Origin of the sequence: Clostridioides sp. ES-S-0005-03 (genome assembly GCF_020658455.1) — a bacterium.
In the GTDB taxonomy this organism is placed as follows: domain Bacteria; phylum Bacillota; class Clostridia; order Peptostreptococcales; family Peptostreptococcaceae; genus Clostridioides.
Window position 1 is genome coordinate 355,068 of record NZ_JACVWI010000002.1, and the last position, 16,990, is coordinate 372,057.

General features: G+C 25.9%; 16 protein-coding genes and 1 pseudogene. 4 read left to right on the forward strand and 13 right to left on the reverse strand.

The window, feature by feature from the left end:
- From IC218_RS10680 to pepI, 3 genes are all read right to left on the reverse strand, one after another.
- Positions 1-1,131, reverse strand: coding sequence for an AAA family ATPase (locus IC218_RS10680; protein WP_227824386.1), 1,131 nt, complete (start codon positions 1,129-1,131; stop codon positions 1-3).
- 12 nt (positions 1,132-1,143) lie between these two features.
- Entirely contained in the window at positions 1,144-1,947 is an 804-nt protein-coding gene (locus IC218_RS10685) for a hypothetical protein (protein ID WP_227481979.1), read from the reverse strand.
- 397 nt (positions 1,948-2,344) lie between these two features.
- Entirely contained in the window at positions 2,345-3,226 is an 882-nt protein-coding gene (gene pepI, locus IC218_RS10690) for a proline iminopeptidase (protein WP_227433887.1), read from the reverse strand.
- A gap of 656 nt (positions 3,227-3,882) precedes the next feature.
- Here pepI and IC218_RS10695 point away from each other — a divergent pair.
- A complete protein-coding gene (locus IC218_RS10695; protein ID WP_227481978.1) occupies positions 3,883-4,857 on the forward strand; it encodes an aromatic acid exporter family protein in 975 nt (324 codons plus the stop codon).
- A gap of 129 nt (positions 4,858-4,986) precedes the next feature.
- Here IC218_RS10695 and IC218_RS10700 read toward each other — a convergent pair whose 3' ends face one another.
- The 7 genes from IC218_RS10700 to IC218_RS10730 form a co-directional block, all read right to left on the reverse strand.
- Entirely contained in the window at positions 4,987-6,006 is a 1,020-nt protein-coding gene (locus IC218_RS10700) for a sensor histidine kinase (protein WP_227824387.1), read from the reverse strand.
- Positions 6,006-6,680: a response regulator transcription factor gene (locus tag IC218_RS10705; RefSeq protein ID WP_227433884.1), complete on the reverse strand. Its 675-nt coding sequence runs from the start codon at positions 6,678-6,680 to the stop codon at positions 6,006-6,008. The genes IC218_RS10700 and IC218_RS10705 overlap by 1 nt, the downstream gene beginning before the upstream one ends.
- Positions 6,681-6,831: 151 nt before the next feature.
- A complete protein-coding gene (locus tag IC218_RS10710; RefSeq protein ID WP_227824388.1) occupies positions 6,832-8,739 on the reverse strand; it encodes an ABC transporter permease in 1,908 nt (635 codons plus the stop codon).
- Entirely contained in the window at positions 8,740-9,492 is a 753-nt protein-coding gene (locus IC218_RS10715; RefSeq protein ID WP_227433882.1) for an ABC transporter ATP-binding protein, read from the reverse strand.
- Positions 9,493-9,772: 280 nt separating this feature from the next.
- Entirely contained in the window at positions 9,773-10,129 is a 357-nt protein-coding gene (locus IC218_RS10720; protein WP_227824389.1) for a DUF4180 domain-containing protein, read from the reverse strand.
- Between the two features lie 20 nt (positions 10,130-10,149).
- Positions 10,150-10,611: a helix-turn-helix domain-containing protein gene (locus IC218_RS10725; protein ID WP_227481975.1), complete on the reverse strand. Its 462-nt coding sequence runs from the start codon at positions 10,609-10,611 to the stop codon at positions 10,150-10,152.
- A 321-nt stretch (positions 10,612-10,932) separates the two neighbouring features.
- Positions 10,933-12,132, reverse strand: coding sequence for a S41 family peptidase (locus tag IC218_RS10730; RefSeq protein WP_227824390.1), 1,200 nt, complete (start codon positions 12,130-12,132; stop codon positions 10,933-10,935).
- Between the two features lie 605 nt (positions 12,133-12,737).
- Between IC218_RS10730 and IC218_RS10735 the strand changes: the two genes are divergently transcribed.
- The 3 genes from IC218_RS10735 (at position 12,738) to IC218_RS10745 (ending at position 15,603) form a co-directional block, all read left to right on the forward strand.
- Positions 12,738-13,511, forward strand: a complete 774-nt coding sequence (locus IC218_RS10735) for a sulfite exporter TauE/SafE family protein (RefSeq protein WP_227824391.1) — start codon at positions 12,738-12,740, stop codon at positions 13,509-13,511.
- A gap of 14 nt (positions 13,512-13,525) precedes the next feature.
- Entirely contained in the window at positions 13,526-13,786 is a 261-nt protein-coding gene (locus IC218_RS10740) for a DUF1254 domain-containing protein (protein WP_227433877.1), read from the forward strand.
- An 86-nt stretch (positions 13,787-13,872) separates the two neighbouring features.
- On the forward strand, positions 13,873-15,603 hold the full coding sequence (locus IC218_RS10745) for an alkyl sulfatase dimerization domain-containing protein (RefSeq protein WP_227824392.1): 1,731 nt from the start codon (positions 13,873-13,875) through the stop codon (positions 15,601-15,603).
- 183 nt (positions 15,604-15,786) lie between these two features.
- On the opposite strand, the gene IC218_RS10750 is transcribed toward IC218_RS10745, so the two are convergent.
- The 3 genes and pseudogenes from IC218_RS10750 to IC218_RS10760 all read right to left on the reverse strand — a co-directional run bounded on the left by IC218_RS10750 (position 15,787) and on the right by IC218_RS10760 (position 16,964).
- Positions 15,787-16,122 (reverse strand): hypothetical protein, encoded by a 336-nt coding sequence (locus tag IC218_RS10750; protein ID WP_227433875.1) that lies wholly within the window; start codon positions 16,120-16,122, stop codon positions 15,787-15,789.
- Complete coding sequence (locus IC218_RS10755; RefSeq protein WP_227433874.1) at positions 16,106-16,306, reverse strand: hypothetical protein; 201 nt, start codon at positions 16,304-16,306, stop codon at positions 16,106-16,108. Before IC218_RS10755 ends, IC218_RS10750 begins: the two co-directional genes overlap by 17 nt.
- A gap of 8 nt (positions 16,307-16,314) precedes the next feature.
- Positions 16,315-16,964: pseudogene (locus IC218_RS10760) on the reverse strand (ABC transporter ATP-binding protein).
- Positions 16,965-16,990: the final 26 nt, after the last annotated feature.

Consider the following 16,990-nt stretch of genomic DNA (forward strand, 5'->3'; position numbering starts at 1 on the left):
TTATCCCCTTATTAAACGATATGACTCAAAGTAAGATTTTACAAACTCTTCATTTTCTATAGCTTTTTTATACACTTCAATATAGCTATTTCTAATATCCTTCATAATTCCTATCATTAAATCTATAGGATATATTTTTAAGAACTCAATAAATCTATCAATATAATATTTTGATTCATACTCATCATTTTTCATATTTAATTCTAAGTTTTTTAGAATATTTATCGCTGATAAATAAAGTCTTGTATGACTTTCATTTTTTACTCTTTCTACAAGATGTTCATCAATAGTATCACCTAAAAAAACATCTTCATAAGATATCAATGGACTAGAATCTGATTCAATAAAACTTATAAACTCTTCTGCTATAACCTTACCTACATTCCCCTTTATAACATTTAGAAATACTGTTCTAGGAATTTCTTTCTTTTTGTCCTTATAAACTTTATAAATTTTAGAAACTCTCTCATAACTTCTCGGAGTTGCTCTTACATCATCTTCATTTGTTTTATGCAGATATTCTGGGAAAGTTGAAATAAACTCTATAATCTTTTTTTCAATTCCTTCATCTATTGCCCATTTCAACCATTGTGTATGGTCACTCTCCATATTTAACCAAACAAATCTATTTTCTTGAGCTGAATCCATATCTACAACTTGATAATCGAAATCTGAACCATATTTACTTGATGGATTCATTGCTGCTAAAATCTTTACATCATCATGTAACTTATATCCATTAATCTCTCTATTTAAAATTAGATTCATAAGTTCTTGTTGTACAGTATGCTCACAACGATTTATCTCATCTATAAATAAAAGAACTGTTTTTCCTTTAGATATTTCTTCATCAATTTCTCTTAATTTATTATGAACAGCATATACTGTAGTTTTCTTTTCTGTCTTATATCCATTAGAATTAATTCCTACATAAGATTCTATAGTTGGAAGACCTCCTATTTCACCCTCTTTAAGTAGATTTCCATCAATTACAATCAAACTCCAATTATTGTCTTTAGCAAGTTTTTTTGCTAGAGCTGTTTTTCCTATCCCACTTTCACCAACTATTAGAGGTACTTCTCCAGTGGATAATATTAAGTCAACGCTTTTTAATGTATCTATAAAATTCATTTTTTCTCTCTCCTACATAATTTTCAATTTTTCGTCTACAGCTATTTTTTTTGCTGTTTTACTTCCATATTTGTAAATAAACATCATTTTGTCTATTGCTATATAGTCACTGTTTCTATCTATAATATTACAATTTAAAAAATCTCTAATATACTTTTCTTCAACATCTTCTTTTGATAGTACTTCTTTTAATACTTCTTCTAATTCCTCTTTAGATATTTTCTTTACAATATACTTAATCACTAAAATATTTACTTTTAGGAATTCTAATATTTTATTCTTATCTAAATTAGTTATAAAGTTAATAGCTGCCTCATTATTCTTAATAGCTATAAGTTCTGTATTATAACTAGGAAAATCTATATATCTTAATGCATCATAACTTATTTTTACTGCTTCTTCTTGTACACTTTCATAAGGTTGTTTTATAAACTTTATCGAATCATAATTTTTTCTTACTGCTAATAATTGTAACTCTTCACTTGGATTTTTAGAATATTTAATAGCCCACCCTGCTTGATTTATAGCTAATTTAATCACTTTATCAGTTGGATTTTTTATATAGTCTAATATACTCCATCCATCATTTACTGCTTTTATCATCATATCTTCTGTTGGGTCATTTATAAATTTAATTGCTCTAATATTGTTATCAATTGCTAATTCTTGCATCTCTTTAGTTGGATTATTTATATATTCTAGTACAAGTCCATTTTCTTTGATAGCTAATAGTTTCATCTCATCAGTTGGATTATTTATAGTTGCTATAATATTAGGATTATTTTTTATCATTTCAATAACTTTTGACTTTTCCATAATATGCCTTTCCTTCTATAGTTATTTTTATTTATATATTAATATAATAATCTATTCCTATTTATATAATTGTTTCTTATTATAATAAATATACTTTTTAAGCAAGTTTAAACAGAATAATTATACCAATTTTAAAAAAAATTTCTAAAATGTCATAAAACTAAGTGTTTTTAAATTCTGTTATTATATGTTAATTATAGTAGTTTTTTAATGATTTGTATGATTTATTGAGGTTTTAAGACTTTTTTTCTCTTTAAATACTTTTAAACTTTTTACAATTGTTCATATTATTCTTATTCAAAATTTATCACATATAAAAAATAATCTACTTTATAATAAAATAATAAAAAAAGAGATTAAACAATCAGTTTAATCTCTTTTATAAATTTATATAAGCTTAATCATTTTCATTTAACCATTTAGTTAGAACTTCTATATATTTATCATTTTCTTCAACAAATGGCATATGTCTTGAATATTCAAATAGTTCCCATTTACTATTAGGTATCCTATCATACATAGTCTTTGCAATATATGGTGAACACAAATCTATCGCTCCACTAGTTACTAAACAAGGTTCCTTTATTTCATGTAATCTATCTGTAAACTCATATCCAGAAAGAGTACCTGTAGGAGAAAATTCATTATATCCCCATCCTACAATATATGCTTCAGAACCAGACTTTTTAGGTCTTCTTAAACATTCAGGAGAATCTTCAGTTACTTCCCCTGCACAATACATCTCCATAAACTTCTCTAATGCATCATTATATTCTTTACTAGAGTAATCTCCAGTATTTACTGCATCAAGTAACGCTTTTTGGTCAGCTTCACTCATATATGATATTCTTCTTTTTTGTTCTTTTTCCCAAAGTTTTGCAGAAGAAAGAGTAGATGAAAGAATGTACGACTTGATACCCTTTGGTTTATATTCAATAGCATACCAAATAGCCTGCATACCTCCCCAAGACTGACCTAATAGATGTATTTCATCAAGCCCTAGATGTTTTCTTAGTTCTATAAGTTCTTTTATCCAAGTGTCTGCATTAAATAACTCAGGATGCCCTTCTACAAATGAATTACCACAACCAATTTGGTCATACATTATAACTTGTCTTCCACTTTCAGCTATCTTGTCCAATACTTCAAAATAGTTATGTGTAGAACCTGGACCTCCGTGAAGTAGTACTAATGGTTTCTTTCCTTCTGTAGCTTCTCCCACTATACGGTAATAGGTTTTAAAACCTTCAAAAGGCATGTATCCTTCAGTGATTTTCATGTTTATCTCCTCCAATTTGTCATTATGAACAATAATTAAGTTCATTAATAAGGCTATTTAAAACTTCTTATACATATTTAATTATGTATTTTTATCTTTATACTTACTTTTATAAATAGTATAACATAAAAGTTAAAAATCACCATACCAAACCAATTATAAAATCATATTAATTATATAATTTTATTTTTTATTAATAATAGTATATACATTTTTGACTATTTTCATTTGCTACAACTATTTTTATTTGTTATTATGATATGAAATAAAAAAAATATCATCATGATGTATACCAGTTTTCTTGCATTTCTAATATTCTTATGAACATACTATACTTATAATCAACATAATAATATTTTAAAGTCAGTTGTACTTGTCAGTATGAGCTTTATAGCGCTATTTATTGGTATTATTAGCAAATCATCAAAAGCAACAATTATTACATCATTTTTGTTAATATTTTTAACTCAAGCAAATGTAGGAGATTTTACACTGGCAAATAATGTATACAAAAAACTTTCATAAAATAAAAATATACTGATTGTATTTAGCTAAATAGGGCAATAAAATAATTAAGTATAATTAATTACATTTCAAACCCTATTAGTTTTATGTTAAAATTATCTTTATTATAGTTGTTTACAGGAGGTTTATATTTGAATAATATTAATTCACTTAAAGTAATAAAATTATCTCTTGGATGCTCTCTTGCTATATCTATTGCTTGGCTGTTAAAATTAGAATACTCTATGGTAGCTGGAGTTATAGTACTACTTACAGTAAAAGACACTAAAAAAGAAACGCTTAAGGGTTCTATTGGAAAGGTTTATGGTTTTCTTTTATGTACTATTTTTTCCTATTTATGTTTTAATATTTTAGGATATAATTTGACTTCATTTTCAATATTTATATTCATAATTATACCACTTTGTTTTTTATTAAAAATTCAAGATGTTATTGCCATGTGTGTAGTAATTGCATCCCATTACTTCCTACAAGGAGAAACATCTATTAAATGGATTTTAAATGAAGCTGGAATATTTGCAATAGGTACTGGAATAGGTGTCATAATAAATATGTATATTCCAACAAATATACATAAAATCTATGAAGTCCAAAAAAAGTTACAAGAAGAAGTGAGTATTGTGCTTATAGATATTGCCAATATTATTGTAAATCCTAAAAAAGAAAATAGGTTCAGTAGAGATTTATATACCTTAAATTCACTTATTGATAGTAGTATTTCTGAAACTTATGATAATATTAATAATACTTTATTAAGTGATACTAAATTTTTCTTAGAACATATGGATATTATAAAAAGCCAACGGGATATCTTAGAAGACTTGTATAGTTATATATCTCAACTAGACTCTACTCCACCACAAGCTCATATTCTATCTGCTTTCATACATAAGATAGGTTATACTGAATTTGAAGCCGAAACAGGAAATCTTCTTCTTGAAGAATTGGGCAGGTTAATGCTTAGTATGCAAAATCAACCTCTACCTGTTGATAGAACAGAATTTGAAAATAGAGCTATTTTATTTTTCTGCTTAACTAAATTAAAACAGTTTTTAATTAACCGTATACGTGCTCAAGTTCTTAGAGATAATAATTTTTATAAATAGTATTATGAATCAAAAACAGGTAGATAATCTCCCTGCTTTTTGATTCGTAATACTATTTCAAATTATATTCTACAGTAAAAATACTACTATATTTTTTAGATTTAAAGTAGATACACTCAATCTATTCATTTAATTATTTAGATTTAAATAATCAGATATATTATAAAAATGAATATTAAAAATTGTATAAACACCATTTTCTGAGTATACATCAATCTTATGACCTAAGTTATCTATCATCTTTTTTGCAAAGTATAATCCCATTCCAGTAGACTTATACAATCTATTTCTTCCATTTGTTCCTGTAAATCCTCTATTAAAAACTCTACATATATCCTCTTCATTTATACCTATACCATAATCCTTTATAGATAACACTACTCCGTTTTCTAATGGCTTTGCATTAAATTCAATTTTACCAACTTCTTTTGAGTATTTTATAGCATTATTAATAATTTGGTCTAAAATATAGGCTATACATTTAGAATCAGTGTAAACGATGTAATTTAAATTGTTTAAACTAACTTCAATATTGTTTTTTATGAGTAAAAACGAGTTATTCTTTATAGAGGATTTTATTAATTTTTCTAAATTAACTTTATTCATAAATATGTCCTCAAACATACTATTACTTCTACTACTATATAAAATAGAATTTACTAAAAAGTTTATTTTTGCAATTTGATTCTTGACATCTATACTATCTTCTATATTATTTAATCTATCTGTAATTATACTCAAAGATGATATTGGAATCTTTATTTCATGAACCCATTTAGCTATGTATTCATCTAATTCTTTTAGAGATTGTTTGTAATTTTTTGTATCATCATTATTCTTTGATTTCAAATTTTCAATAATCTCTCTCATGATATTTGCTTCAAAGGATTGTCCACTAATCAAGTAGTTGTCTATATCATCATTATTTTCTAGACACTTACATAAATCTTTATAGCTATTTTTAAAGTTTATATAATCTACAACAAAAAATACTATTATTATGAGTAAAGCTAGAAAATCTAAGTATACTAACTCTGCATATTGATTATCAAATATATTTATAGCAAATAAGTAAATATTTATTATACTAATGATAATAAAAAAAAGCACAATATACTTGAATCTGTCTTTTAAATATTTTACTATCATTATATTATATATCCTATTCCCTTTTTAGTTTTTATAAAATCATCAACACCTAACTCTTTAACCTTACTTCTCAATCTATTTATATTTACAGTAAGAGCATTATCTGTAACAAATTCATCATTATCCCATAAAGTCATCATTAGACTTTCTCTTGATACAACTTTATTTTTATTTTTTAATAATAAGTTTAAAATTTTTATTTCGTTTTTAGTCAATTCTATATCTTTTTCCTTGTACTTGTGTTTTATAATTCCTTTTCCTACATCAAACATTAAATCTTTGTAGTATAGAATACTATTAGAGTCGCTATAATTATAAGCTCTTCTTATTATCCCATTTATTTTGGTAACTAAGATATCTATAGAAAATGGTTTTGTAATATAATCATCTCCTCCATTATTTATTCCCATTATTAAATCCATATCAGAATCTCTTGATGAAAGGAATATGATTGGAACATTTGAAACACCCCTTATTTTCTCGCACCAGTAAAATCCATTATACAGTGGTAAATTAACATCCAAAAGTACTACATCTGGTTTTTTATCTATAAATTCTTCTAAAATCAGTTCAAAATTATCAATTACTTCTACTTTAAATCCCCATCGTTCTAACGCCAAAGCAATTTCTTTTGATAAATCAATATCATCTTCTATTAATAAAATTTTATACATTTATGCAATCTCCATTATTTTAATATTTTATTATAATATAAATTATCTCTATCATATTATATTTTGTATACATTTATTAGTCAAACGGCTCAAACCTAATTAATAAGAGACTCTTATTGTAAGAGTCTCTTTGTTTTAATAAATTTGTTGATTAATTTTCGTATATTACCTTCTTAAACTTATTAATAGATACTGCTCCATATATTATGAAGATTATTAAGCATATTACTAAGCTTAATATATATATACTAAATAAATCAGCCATTAGTAAACTGCCTGCTAGTCTTAATGCAAAGTAACTTGATATTGTTGCACTTAACATTGGTAAAGTGTAAAATATAGCTACTTCTTTAAAGACAGCTTTATTTATTTCTTTTTCTGTAGTTCCTATCTTCAATAAAGTTTTATATTTATCTCTATCTTCATAAGCATCACTATATATTTTCATGTATATTATGCTTCCAGCCACAAGCGTAAATACTAAAAATAAAAATACAAGCACTACATATGCAAATTTCATCCATTGACTTTCGTTTTGAGCTTTATATCCATTTCTCATGTAGCCACTTTTCATACTTAAATTTTTTTCAATATTATCGAACATCTTTTGGCTATTTTCTTCCTCAGATACTTTCGCTCCATAAAAATATATTTGTTCTCCTTTGTCTTTTAACTTAGAGTAGATGTTATCATTTACTACTATAATGCTGTCATTAATCCCTGTTCCCAATACTGGTACTTTCATTTCCCCTTTTGTAATATTATATACTTGTCCATCAATGTTCACACTAGTTTCTTTTTTAGCTAATGTTAATATCGTTTGAGGACTTTTTAACTGCATTACATTATTTCCTTCAACTAATTTTTCGCCATACTCTTTTAATTCCTTCTCATTTCCATTTACTTTGAGAATATTGTAAAAATCACTGTATTTCATTATTATATTTAATTTATCATAATCATCTTTGCTATCTGGATTTTCTAAAGCTATTAGTTCTGGATTTACTGAATATCTTATACTATTAGTATCTTTTATTATATCTTCTATTTGTGTTCTATCTACTTCATTTTTATCTGTTGAAACTATACTAACAGTATATACATTCCTCTGTTCTTGAGCATTTTGTTGTATATGTTTTATGGCAACTGATGTACCAAGGGTTGATATTGTAGTCGTTATAATTATAGCTATTATAGAGTAAGTTTTATAGTTTTTATTTAATCTATAATTTATATTGTTTATAGAAATTATATTATTTCCATTGAATAATACCTTTTTATTTTTCATTATCATATGAAATACAACAGGCATAACTGATTTAAATAAACCATAAGTACCTATTATTATTATCACTATAACTGGTATTACACTAGCTATGTTTCCAGAGCGTATATCCATAGAAAGATAATAACCATATCCTAATACTAAAATTGATATTATGGCTAATATGTATAATCCTATTCCTACTTTTGGTATTTTGTCTTGCTTCTTAGATGTGTTAATTAGGTTTATTACACTACTCCTACATATTGTTACAAAACCTTTTATAGTCATTATCATAAATATAGAAATAAATATCAAACTGGCATACATTATAGCTTTGATACTAAACCCATTGGATACATTTATATCAAATCCTGATAATTTTATTATTACTACCTGGAAAAATCTAGATGTTATTATCCCTATAAGTATTCCTGTGATACAAGAGCTTATTCCTATAAGCATATTTTCTACAAAATATATTTTTCCTATAGTATATAAATCCAACCCCATAAAAGATAGTATACCTATTTCTTTTGACCTATTTTTAAAGAATATATTTGTCGCATACCATATAAAGAAAAATAAAAATACTGACAATATTATTATTACAGATATTAACACTGATAATGTGAATTTCTGATTTTCCCCTTGCAATACATTTATGGCATCACCATATCTTAGTAATTCAAAATTAGTCAGTACAACTACTGAAAAGACCATAGATATAAAAAATGCCAGATAAGTTCTTATATTACTTTTAAAATTATTATAAGCAATTCCAAGTACACTCACTTACATTTCACCTCCCATAGAGGCCAACATATCCATAATCTTTCCATAAAATTCTTTTCTACTACTTCCTTTGTTCAATTTACACTTTATAGTTCCATCATTTATCATATATACTTCATTTGAATAACTTGCTGTTAGAGGGTCATGTGTAATCATTATAATAGTAGCATTATTCTCTTTATTTATTCTTTCTAATGAGTTTAAAAGTTCATAAGCTGATTTAGAATCTAAAGCACCTGTTGGCTCATCAGCAAATACTACTGCTGGATTTGTAATTAGTGACCTCGCTGCTGCACCTCTTTGCTTTTGTCCTCCTGATAATTGGTATGGATATTTATCTAAATGATTTTCTAATCCAAATTTTTTGGCTATCGAAAATACCTTACCTTCAATTTCTTTACTTTTCTTTTTCCCTAATGCCAGAGGAAGTGCTATATTATTCATGAGTGTCATATTATCTAATAAGTTATAGTCTTGAAATATAAATCCTATTTTCTCTCTTCTTAATTTTGATAGTTCATTATTTTTTACTTTAGATATGTTAATTCCATCGAGTATTATTTCTCCTGAGGTTTGTTTGTCAAGTGTAGACATTAGATTAAGTAATGTTGTTTTTCCTGCACCTGATGGCCCCATTATTGCTATAAAATCACCTTCATTAACTGTAAGAGATATACTTTTTAGTACATTTGTCTTAAATCCTTTTATACCATAATCTTTTGATATATTCTTTATTTTTAATATTTCTTTCATAATTAATAACCTCCACTTGTTCATTTCTTAGTATATCTTTATTTTAAAGGTTTTGTACGGTTAAATCCTTATGTAAATATTACATTTTATCTACCAGTATTACACTTTTGTAACATAGAAAGGTTATTAATAAATATGTTTCTTAAGTTTGTATTTATATTAATTTCTTAATTCTGAAAATATCATTTACTTATTAAATAATCATCATATATATGTATTTTATTTTTATATTCAATACTTCTAAATGCCTTACTTATATTATTTATTTTATTAATCTCCGTCATTTTAGATTTAAAATATAATTTTTAGCATCCTCAAAATTATCAAATAGTCTAAAATTATTTGATTTATTTAACTCTAACATTAGTTCTGAAAATCTTTTATTTATCCTATTTTTATCATCAACAATTGCAGCAACTTGTATCCTATAATTTATAAATTTTTGTATTGTAATACCTGCCAAACCTGTCTTTAAATTAAAAAAATCATCTGTAAGTGAATTCTTACTCAACATCAAATAATCTGTACCATGTTCCATACACAGTGATATAATATCCATGATTTCTTCTTCATTACTAAATTTGCTATCTACAAAAATATATTTTTTATCCTTTTGTTCTCTTATATCGTAATTCATTTTAATTCCTCATTTCTACTTTAAATATTTTCTATTAATAAAGATATAGAGCTTAACATTTCCTCAATAAACTTTATATCTCCCCATAACATAACCCTAAGCCTATTTTCATTTTCAGCATACTTCAAATTAATGGTAGAACCACTTGATATTGAAGTTGGATTATTTGTAAGTGCCAAAAGCAAATTTGATAAACGTGAATATTCATTATTAGATATATTATTTATCTCAACTACTGTAGATACATTAACTTTTGGGATGCTCGCTAAGTTTTCAGATGCATTTAACCTAAATTCTATACCCTTATCTTCATTTTCACTCTTTACATCCATAAAACTATTTAAATCCTCTTGTGATACTCTCCACTGCTTACCGACTTTATTAGCTTTTAATTTCCCATCTTTTATAAACTTTCTTATTGTTTTATGATGCATTTCTAAAATATTCGCAACTTGGTCTATTGTATAAAACTTTTCCTCCATAACTACACTTACCTTTCATTTGATAATAATAATATATTAGTTTAAGAATATAAAAAAGTCAAATTTATTTTGTATTTTATTGCTATTTATTATATTTTATTGCTTTTTAATGCTCTATTGAAATTATTATAATCTTTGTATAGAGGTTCCAATCAAATTTTAAAAGGACAAATAAATCTTATAAAAAACTTCAAAACTTACATAAAAAAGTAACTCAAAATCATTTAAAATCATTTTGAGTTACTTTTTTACAATTTTTCTATAATTTTTAATGCTAAAGATAAATCTCTAAAATAATATCCAGCAACATTTAATTGTTATTTAATAATTGATATTTTCAAGCTTTAATACCTTTTTTATACTGTTATCATCTTTAAAATTTGTTGTTCTTTTACAGTCTTTTACTTTAAACTCAGGAATAGTTTTAAATTCTTCATCGCATATTCCGTCTTTGTTTAAATACATACAACTTGACATTCTAACTATTAAACCACTATTTTTTAACTCAAACAACACAGGGTCTATTCCTCCACCATCACCTCCAGTAGTTTCTCCTACTAAAGTTGCAAACTTAGTCTCTTTACAAAACATAGAAAACGACTCTGATGATGAATATACTTTTTCATCTACAAGTAAGTATATATTACCTTTAAATTCCAAATCATTATTAGTATTTATGGTATAAGAAGTTTTTTCAAAATCACTAAAATTTTTTAAAGTTTCCTTTGGTGCATTTTTCTTTACACCTACTGGTAGGTTTTCTATAGGCTCTAACTTTATATTTCTTGCATTGGTGTATTTTTTAACTATTTTATTATTATTTCTATAGAGTCTATAACCCTCTATTTTTATATTATTTTTTATAAGTTTAGATACAATTCCTTTCCAATACCTATCACTTCCGCCTGAATTTCCTCTTATATCAATAATTAGAGTTTGATATTTTTCTAAAGTATTAACATAATCTCCTATCATTTTTAAATCCTTATCCATTGACCCATTTTGTGGTGACATTGATGGTAAATACATGTATCCAACCTTACCTTTAATTATATCTTCTAAAATCAGTTCTTTTTTTACAAAAATATCATTTGGTATTTTTATTTTAGTATTTATAGAATTATATCTATCTACAACTTTTTTGTCATTAATAAAGTCATACCAATTATTATTAGAGTATGATTTTTTAAAAAGTTCATATCTGTTTTTGTTATCTATTAATTCAGTATGTTTATTGTTTAATTCTGATAATATAGAGGATACTTCTTCTATAAACTCTTCATCACTTTCAGTCTTTTTAATTCTTTTTATATATTTGTCCTTATTTTCTAACCAGTCAATATGATTAAGTCTCTTATTTACATCCAAGTAAGGATACCCTGTTTTTATAACATTATATACATATTTAAAGTCATCTATCTTTTCTTCCTCAGATAGTTGCTTCTTTTGGGAATAAGTATAATTACTTAGTAAAATTATAGATATACAAATAATTCCTAAAAACAATATTTTCTTTTTCATACAATTTTCATCAACTCTCCAAGTTTATATTTTAATAGCCTATATTATTATAACTATTCTACACTAATACTTATATCTTATTATAATTTATATTTACACAAATATACTTAAAATTCGTCTTCTTATGATTCTATAAAAAGCCTCTAAATATATAAATATACTTGAATATGGCTACTCTAAAGTAAAATTACTATTTAAATAATTTTCTTTTATATCTAAGTGCATATATTATTTTACAAAACTATCATAAATATTATAATTAATTTTTAACTGCAACCATACATACTGTAATCTTATTTGATATAGAATTTTCTATATTTTCTTTTAACAAGTCAATTATTTTTTATACAACCATTACTATTTTTAAGTTTAATTTATTACTAATGATAATATTAAGTTTTTATATCCTATTTTTTATATAATCCTTTTTTATTTTCTACTATTAATATTACATAGTTTTATATTTCATTATAGATAATAGTATTTGTAAAAATATATGAATTATTTCAAATTTAACCCTTATTAAAAATAAATTATTTTACTGTTTTAGGGCATACTTACTATTAATAAAATTAGCATAAAACTTTAGGATAGGAGAAACACATATGATATTTTTCATCGTAGGATTTATTGCATCTATTGTAGGAGCAATTTCTGGACTTGGTGGAGGAGTTATTATAAAACCAGTGTTAGATGCAGTAACTACACTAGATGCTTCAGTTATAAGTTTTTTATCAACTTGTGCCGTATTTACTATGTCTTGTTCAGCTGTTATTAAACATATTAGATATAAAACTAAATTTGAAAAACCAACAACTATATTGCTTGGAAGTGGAGCAATTTTAGGAGGTTTAATTGGTACTGAAATATTTGAATTTATAGTTGAATTTATTAACAAAGATAAACTTGTAAAAATAATTCAGAATGGACTTCTTTTTACTTTATTAATATCTATATTAATATACATAAATCTACCTAATAAAAAACAATTCCATATAAAGAATCGTATATTTATAATTTTACTTGGATATACTTTAGGAATGATTTCATCTTTTTTAGGAATAGGTGGTGGTCCTATAAACATAACAGCCCTGACGTTGTTTTTCTCGATGGATTTAAAGAACGCATCTGTTAACTCAATAATACTGATACTATTCTCTCAAGCTTCAAAAATAATAACTCTATTAATTTCAAACTCTATTCCTTTAGGTCTTGATATATCAATGTTATTATGCATAATACTTGCTGCAGTTTTAGGTGGGTTGTTAGGTACTGCTATTAATAAAAAAATAAGTAAGGCAAAATTAATCATTGCTTATAATGCTGTTATGTTGTTTGTAATAATAACATGTTCATGGAACATAGTAAGGTTATTTTAAAGGAGGAATTCTCAATGAATAAGAATGATTTACTTAAAATAGTTAAAAATACTTATATATATGGATATCCAATAGTAGGTATGTATGAATTGCTATATACACAGATTATGAATCCCCAAACTAAATTAACAAATTTTAATGAATTTGCTCATACTGCCACTGTAGCATCACCACAAACATCGTTTATACCAGCACCAAACAATGATACTACATACTCAACAGCTTGGCTTGACTTACGTAAAGAACCTGTAATAATAGAAGTACCTAACACTTGATAGATGCTATTTGTGGTAAATGGTTACCTCCTGTTGTTACTAGAGTAAACTAATAAAATTTTTAATATTTAAAAGGAGTTATGTCTATGAGTAATTTCGCTTATACTGAAAAATCGAAGTTTGTTAATCCTAGATTGACAGAACATTCTAAAACAATGGAACAAAAAATTTATAAAACAGGTGAAAATGTATATAGTGCTGTTGGATTTGGATTATCTTATCCAGTTATGATTGAAGGAACTGATGGCATTATAATCATAGACCCAGCTGAAACTATAGAAATGATGGAAGAAATAATGAAGGGCTTTCGTAAAATCACTGATAAACCAGTCAAAGCAGTCATAGTTTCTCATAATCATGGTGACCATTGGGGCGGTATGAGTGTCTGTGTAAGTCAAGAACAAAGCCAAAATAAAGAAGTTTTAGTTATTGTCGATGAAACATTTATAAAACATTTCTCTCAAGCTAGTGGGGAACTACTAGATATTAGAATGGGAAGAGCTGTTTGGATGTATGGTTCTATACTTCCCAAAGGAGAACATGGCTATGTTAACTTAGGTTGTGGACCTGTTTTATCTAAAGGTTCTAATAAATTTATTACACCAAACACATTTGTATCTGTTGAAAATGGATTGAAAATTACTATATCAGGTGTTGATTTAGAGTTATTCCACTGTGAGGCTGAAACTGAAGATGCTGTATGTGTATTTTTACCTAAAGAAAAGATAATGTTTGTTGGAGATGCTGTTCAAGGCGAAATATTTCCTAACATATATACTGTTAGAGGTACTGTTCGCGATGCTAAGAAATGGTATGCAGGAATTGATAAAATTCGTAATTATCAACCACATTATTTAGTTGGAACTCATATGAGACCACTACATGGTAAAGATGAATGTACTTCTCTTCTAACAGACTATAGAGATGCTATACAGTATACTCATGACCAAACAGTTAGACTTATAAATATGGGATATACTCCTGATTATGCAATAAATGAATTAGGACAACTTCCCCCGCATCTATTTCAAAGAGAACGTTTAGGTGAATTTTATGGAACTTTTAAACAAGGCATTAAAGGTGTTTATGACCAATATATAGGCTGGTTTAATGGTGAAGCAAGTAAATTAAATCCTATTTATCCTAAAGATGCAGCTAAAAAATATATAAAAATTATGGGTGGTCGTGAAGTAATATTAACTGAAGCTAAAAAGGCTATCGATGAAAAAGATTATGAATGGGCTGCAGAAATATTAAATTATCCTATCCGTATAAATAATAACGATATGGAAGCTAGAAGCCTTAAGGCATCTGCTGTTCGTATGCTTGGATATCAAACAGAGAATGCCACTTGGCGTAATTGGTATCTAACTAGTGCAATGGCATTAGATGGAACTTTTGAACAGATAGTAAAACAAGGTGGAGTCAATGCAGGATTCCCTCCTTTTTCAAATTCATTTATAGGTCTAACATCTAAAGCTATGTTTGAATCTTTCAAAGTTAAGCTAAATGGTCCTAAAAGTTCTGCTGTTCATATAACACTACTAGCATGTGTAACTGATACTAATGAAGTATTTAATTTAGAGTTACGTAGAGGAATTATTGAAATACATGGTCAAGATAGTGATATAGAAGCTGATATTTCAATTGATGCTTCCAAAGAAATATGGGCAAAGCTAATAACAAAAGAAGTTAACATTATTGAAACTATTGAAAATGGTCTAGCAAAATGTAATGAACCACAAAAAGCCCAAGATTATTTGGACTTATTTGATGAATTTACTCCATTTGTAGATATGCCATTCTGGTTACAATAATTTTAAAGTGCCTATTTTGGATTTATTATTCAAATATAGGCACTTTGTTGTAATTTAAATTAATTTTTTAGTATCTTTGGCCTCTTACTTTGCATCTTTAGTCTTCCACTTTAAAATAAAAGCTAGAGAATACTCCCTAGTTTTTATTTAATCAGTTAAGATTCATAACTATACAACTACTTGTTAAAATTTACTTAAATTTCCTTTACATTCTATTAATACCTTGTTTAATATATCGTTATCTTCAACTTCTAAAACCTCAATAAAACTTGGCATTATCTTTTTTCCATTTTCAATATGGATATTCTGTTCTATTGCATCTTTATTTTTCTTCCAATATTTTGATTTTTTATTTATATTCTCGATACTATTCATCGTGATAAAGTATTTATTTCTATGAGCATTTACTTTTTTAACACCATTTATATTTTCTATCTCTTTTAAAGTTTTTTTATCATAACTTACTGTATTTTGTAATATAGTGGTTTTAATACTGATATTATTATGGTGATGGTTCAAAGTATATAACATCCTTTGTACCTAACTCTTTTTTAGATTGATTTATCATTAAATTTCTAACATCTTCACTTATTATATTCATTACTAAAAATAATGCAGTTGAAATTACAATACTTATAACTATTAATAATGTATTTTTCTTATCTCCTATCATATATTTTCTTGCTAGTTTTTTTAGGTCCATAGCTACATCTACTCTCTTATAACTCCATCTTCTATTTTTATCACTTTGTTTGCATACTTAGCAATATTCATGTTGTGAGTTATCATTATTATTGTCTGATTGTATTTTTTCTGAGATTTTTTTAGCAAATTTAAAACCTCAGATTCACTTTTAGTGTCTAGATTACCAGTAGGTTCATCTGCTAATATTATTGATGGTTTGTTTATAAGTGCTCTTGCTATTGCTACTCTTTGTTGCTGTCCACCAGATAGTTGATGTGGTAGATGTTCTTTTCTATCATTTATACTTAGTAATAGCATTAATTCATCAACATAATTATCATTTTTATTGTTGGTAATTTTATGTTTTCCTCAACTGTTAAAGCAGGAATTAGATTGTATGATTGAAATATTAAACCTATTTTTTCTCTCCGTAAAATAGATTGTTGTTTTTCATTAAGAGATGAGATATTTATATCTTCTATAATTACATGTCCACTTGTTGAAGTTTCAAGACCAGCCATTATATGTAATAATGTACTCTTTCCACTTCCACTCTTGCCTATTATTGCAACAAATTCACCTTTGTTTATTTTTATATTTATATTATTTAATGCCTTAACTTCTGTTTCATCTTTTCCATATATTTTAGTTAGGTTTTTTATTTGTAAAATACCCATTTTACCCTCCTTAGAATATAACTGTT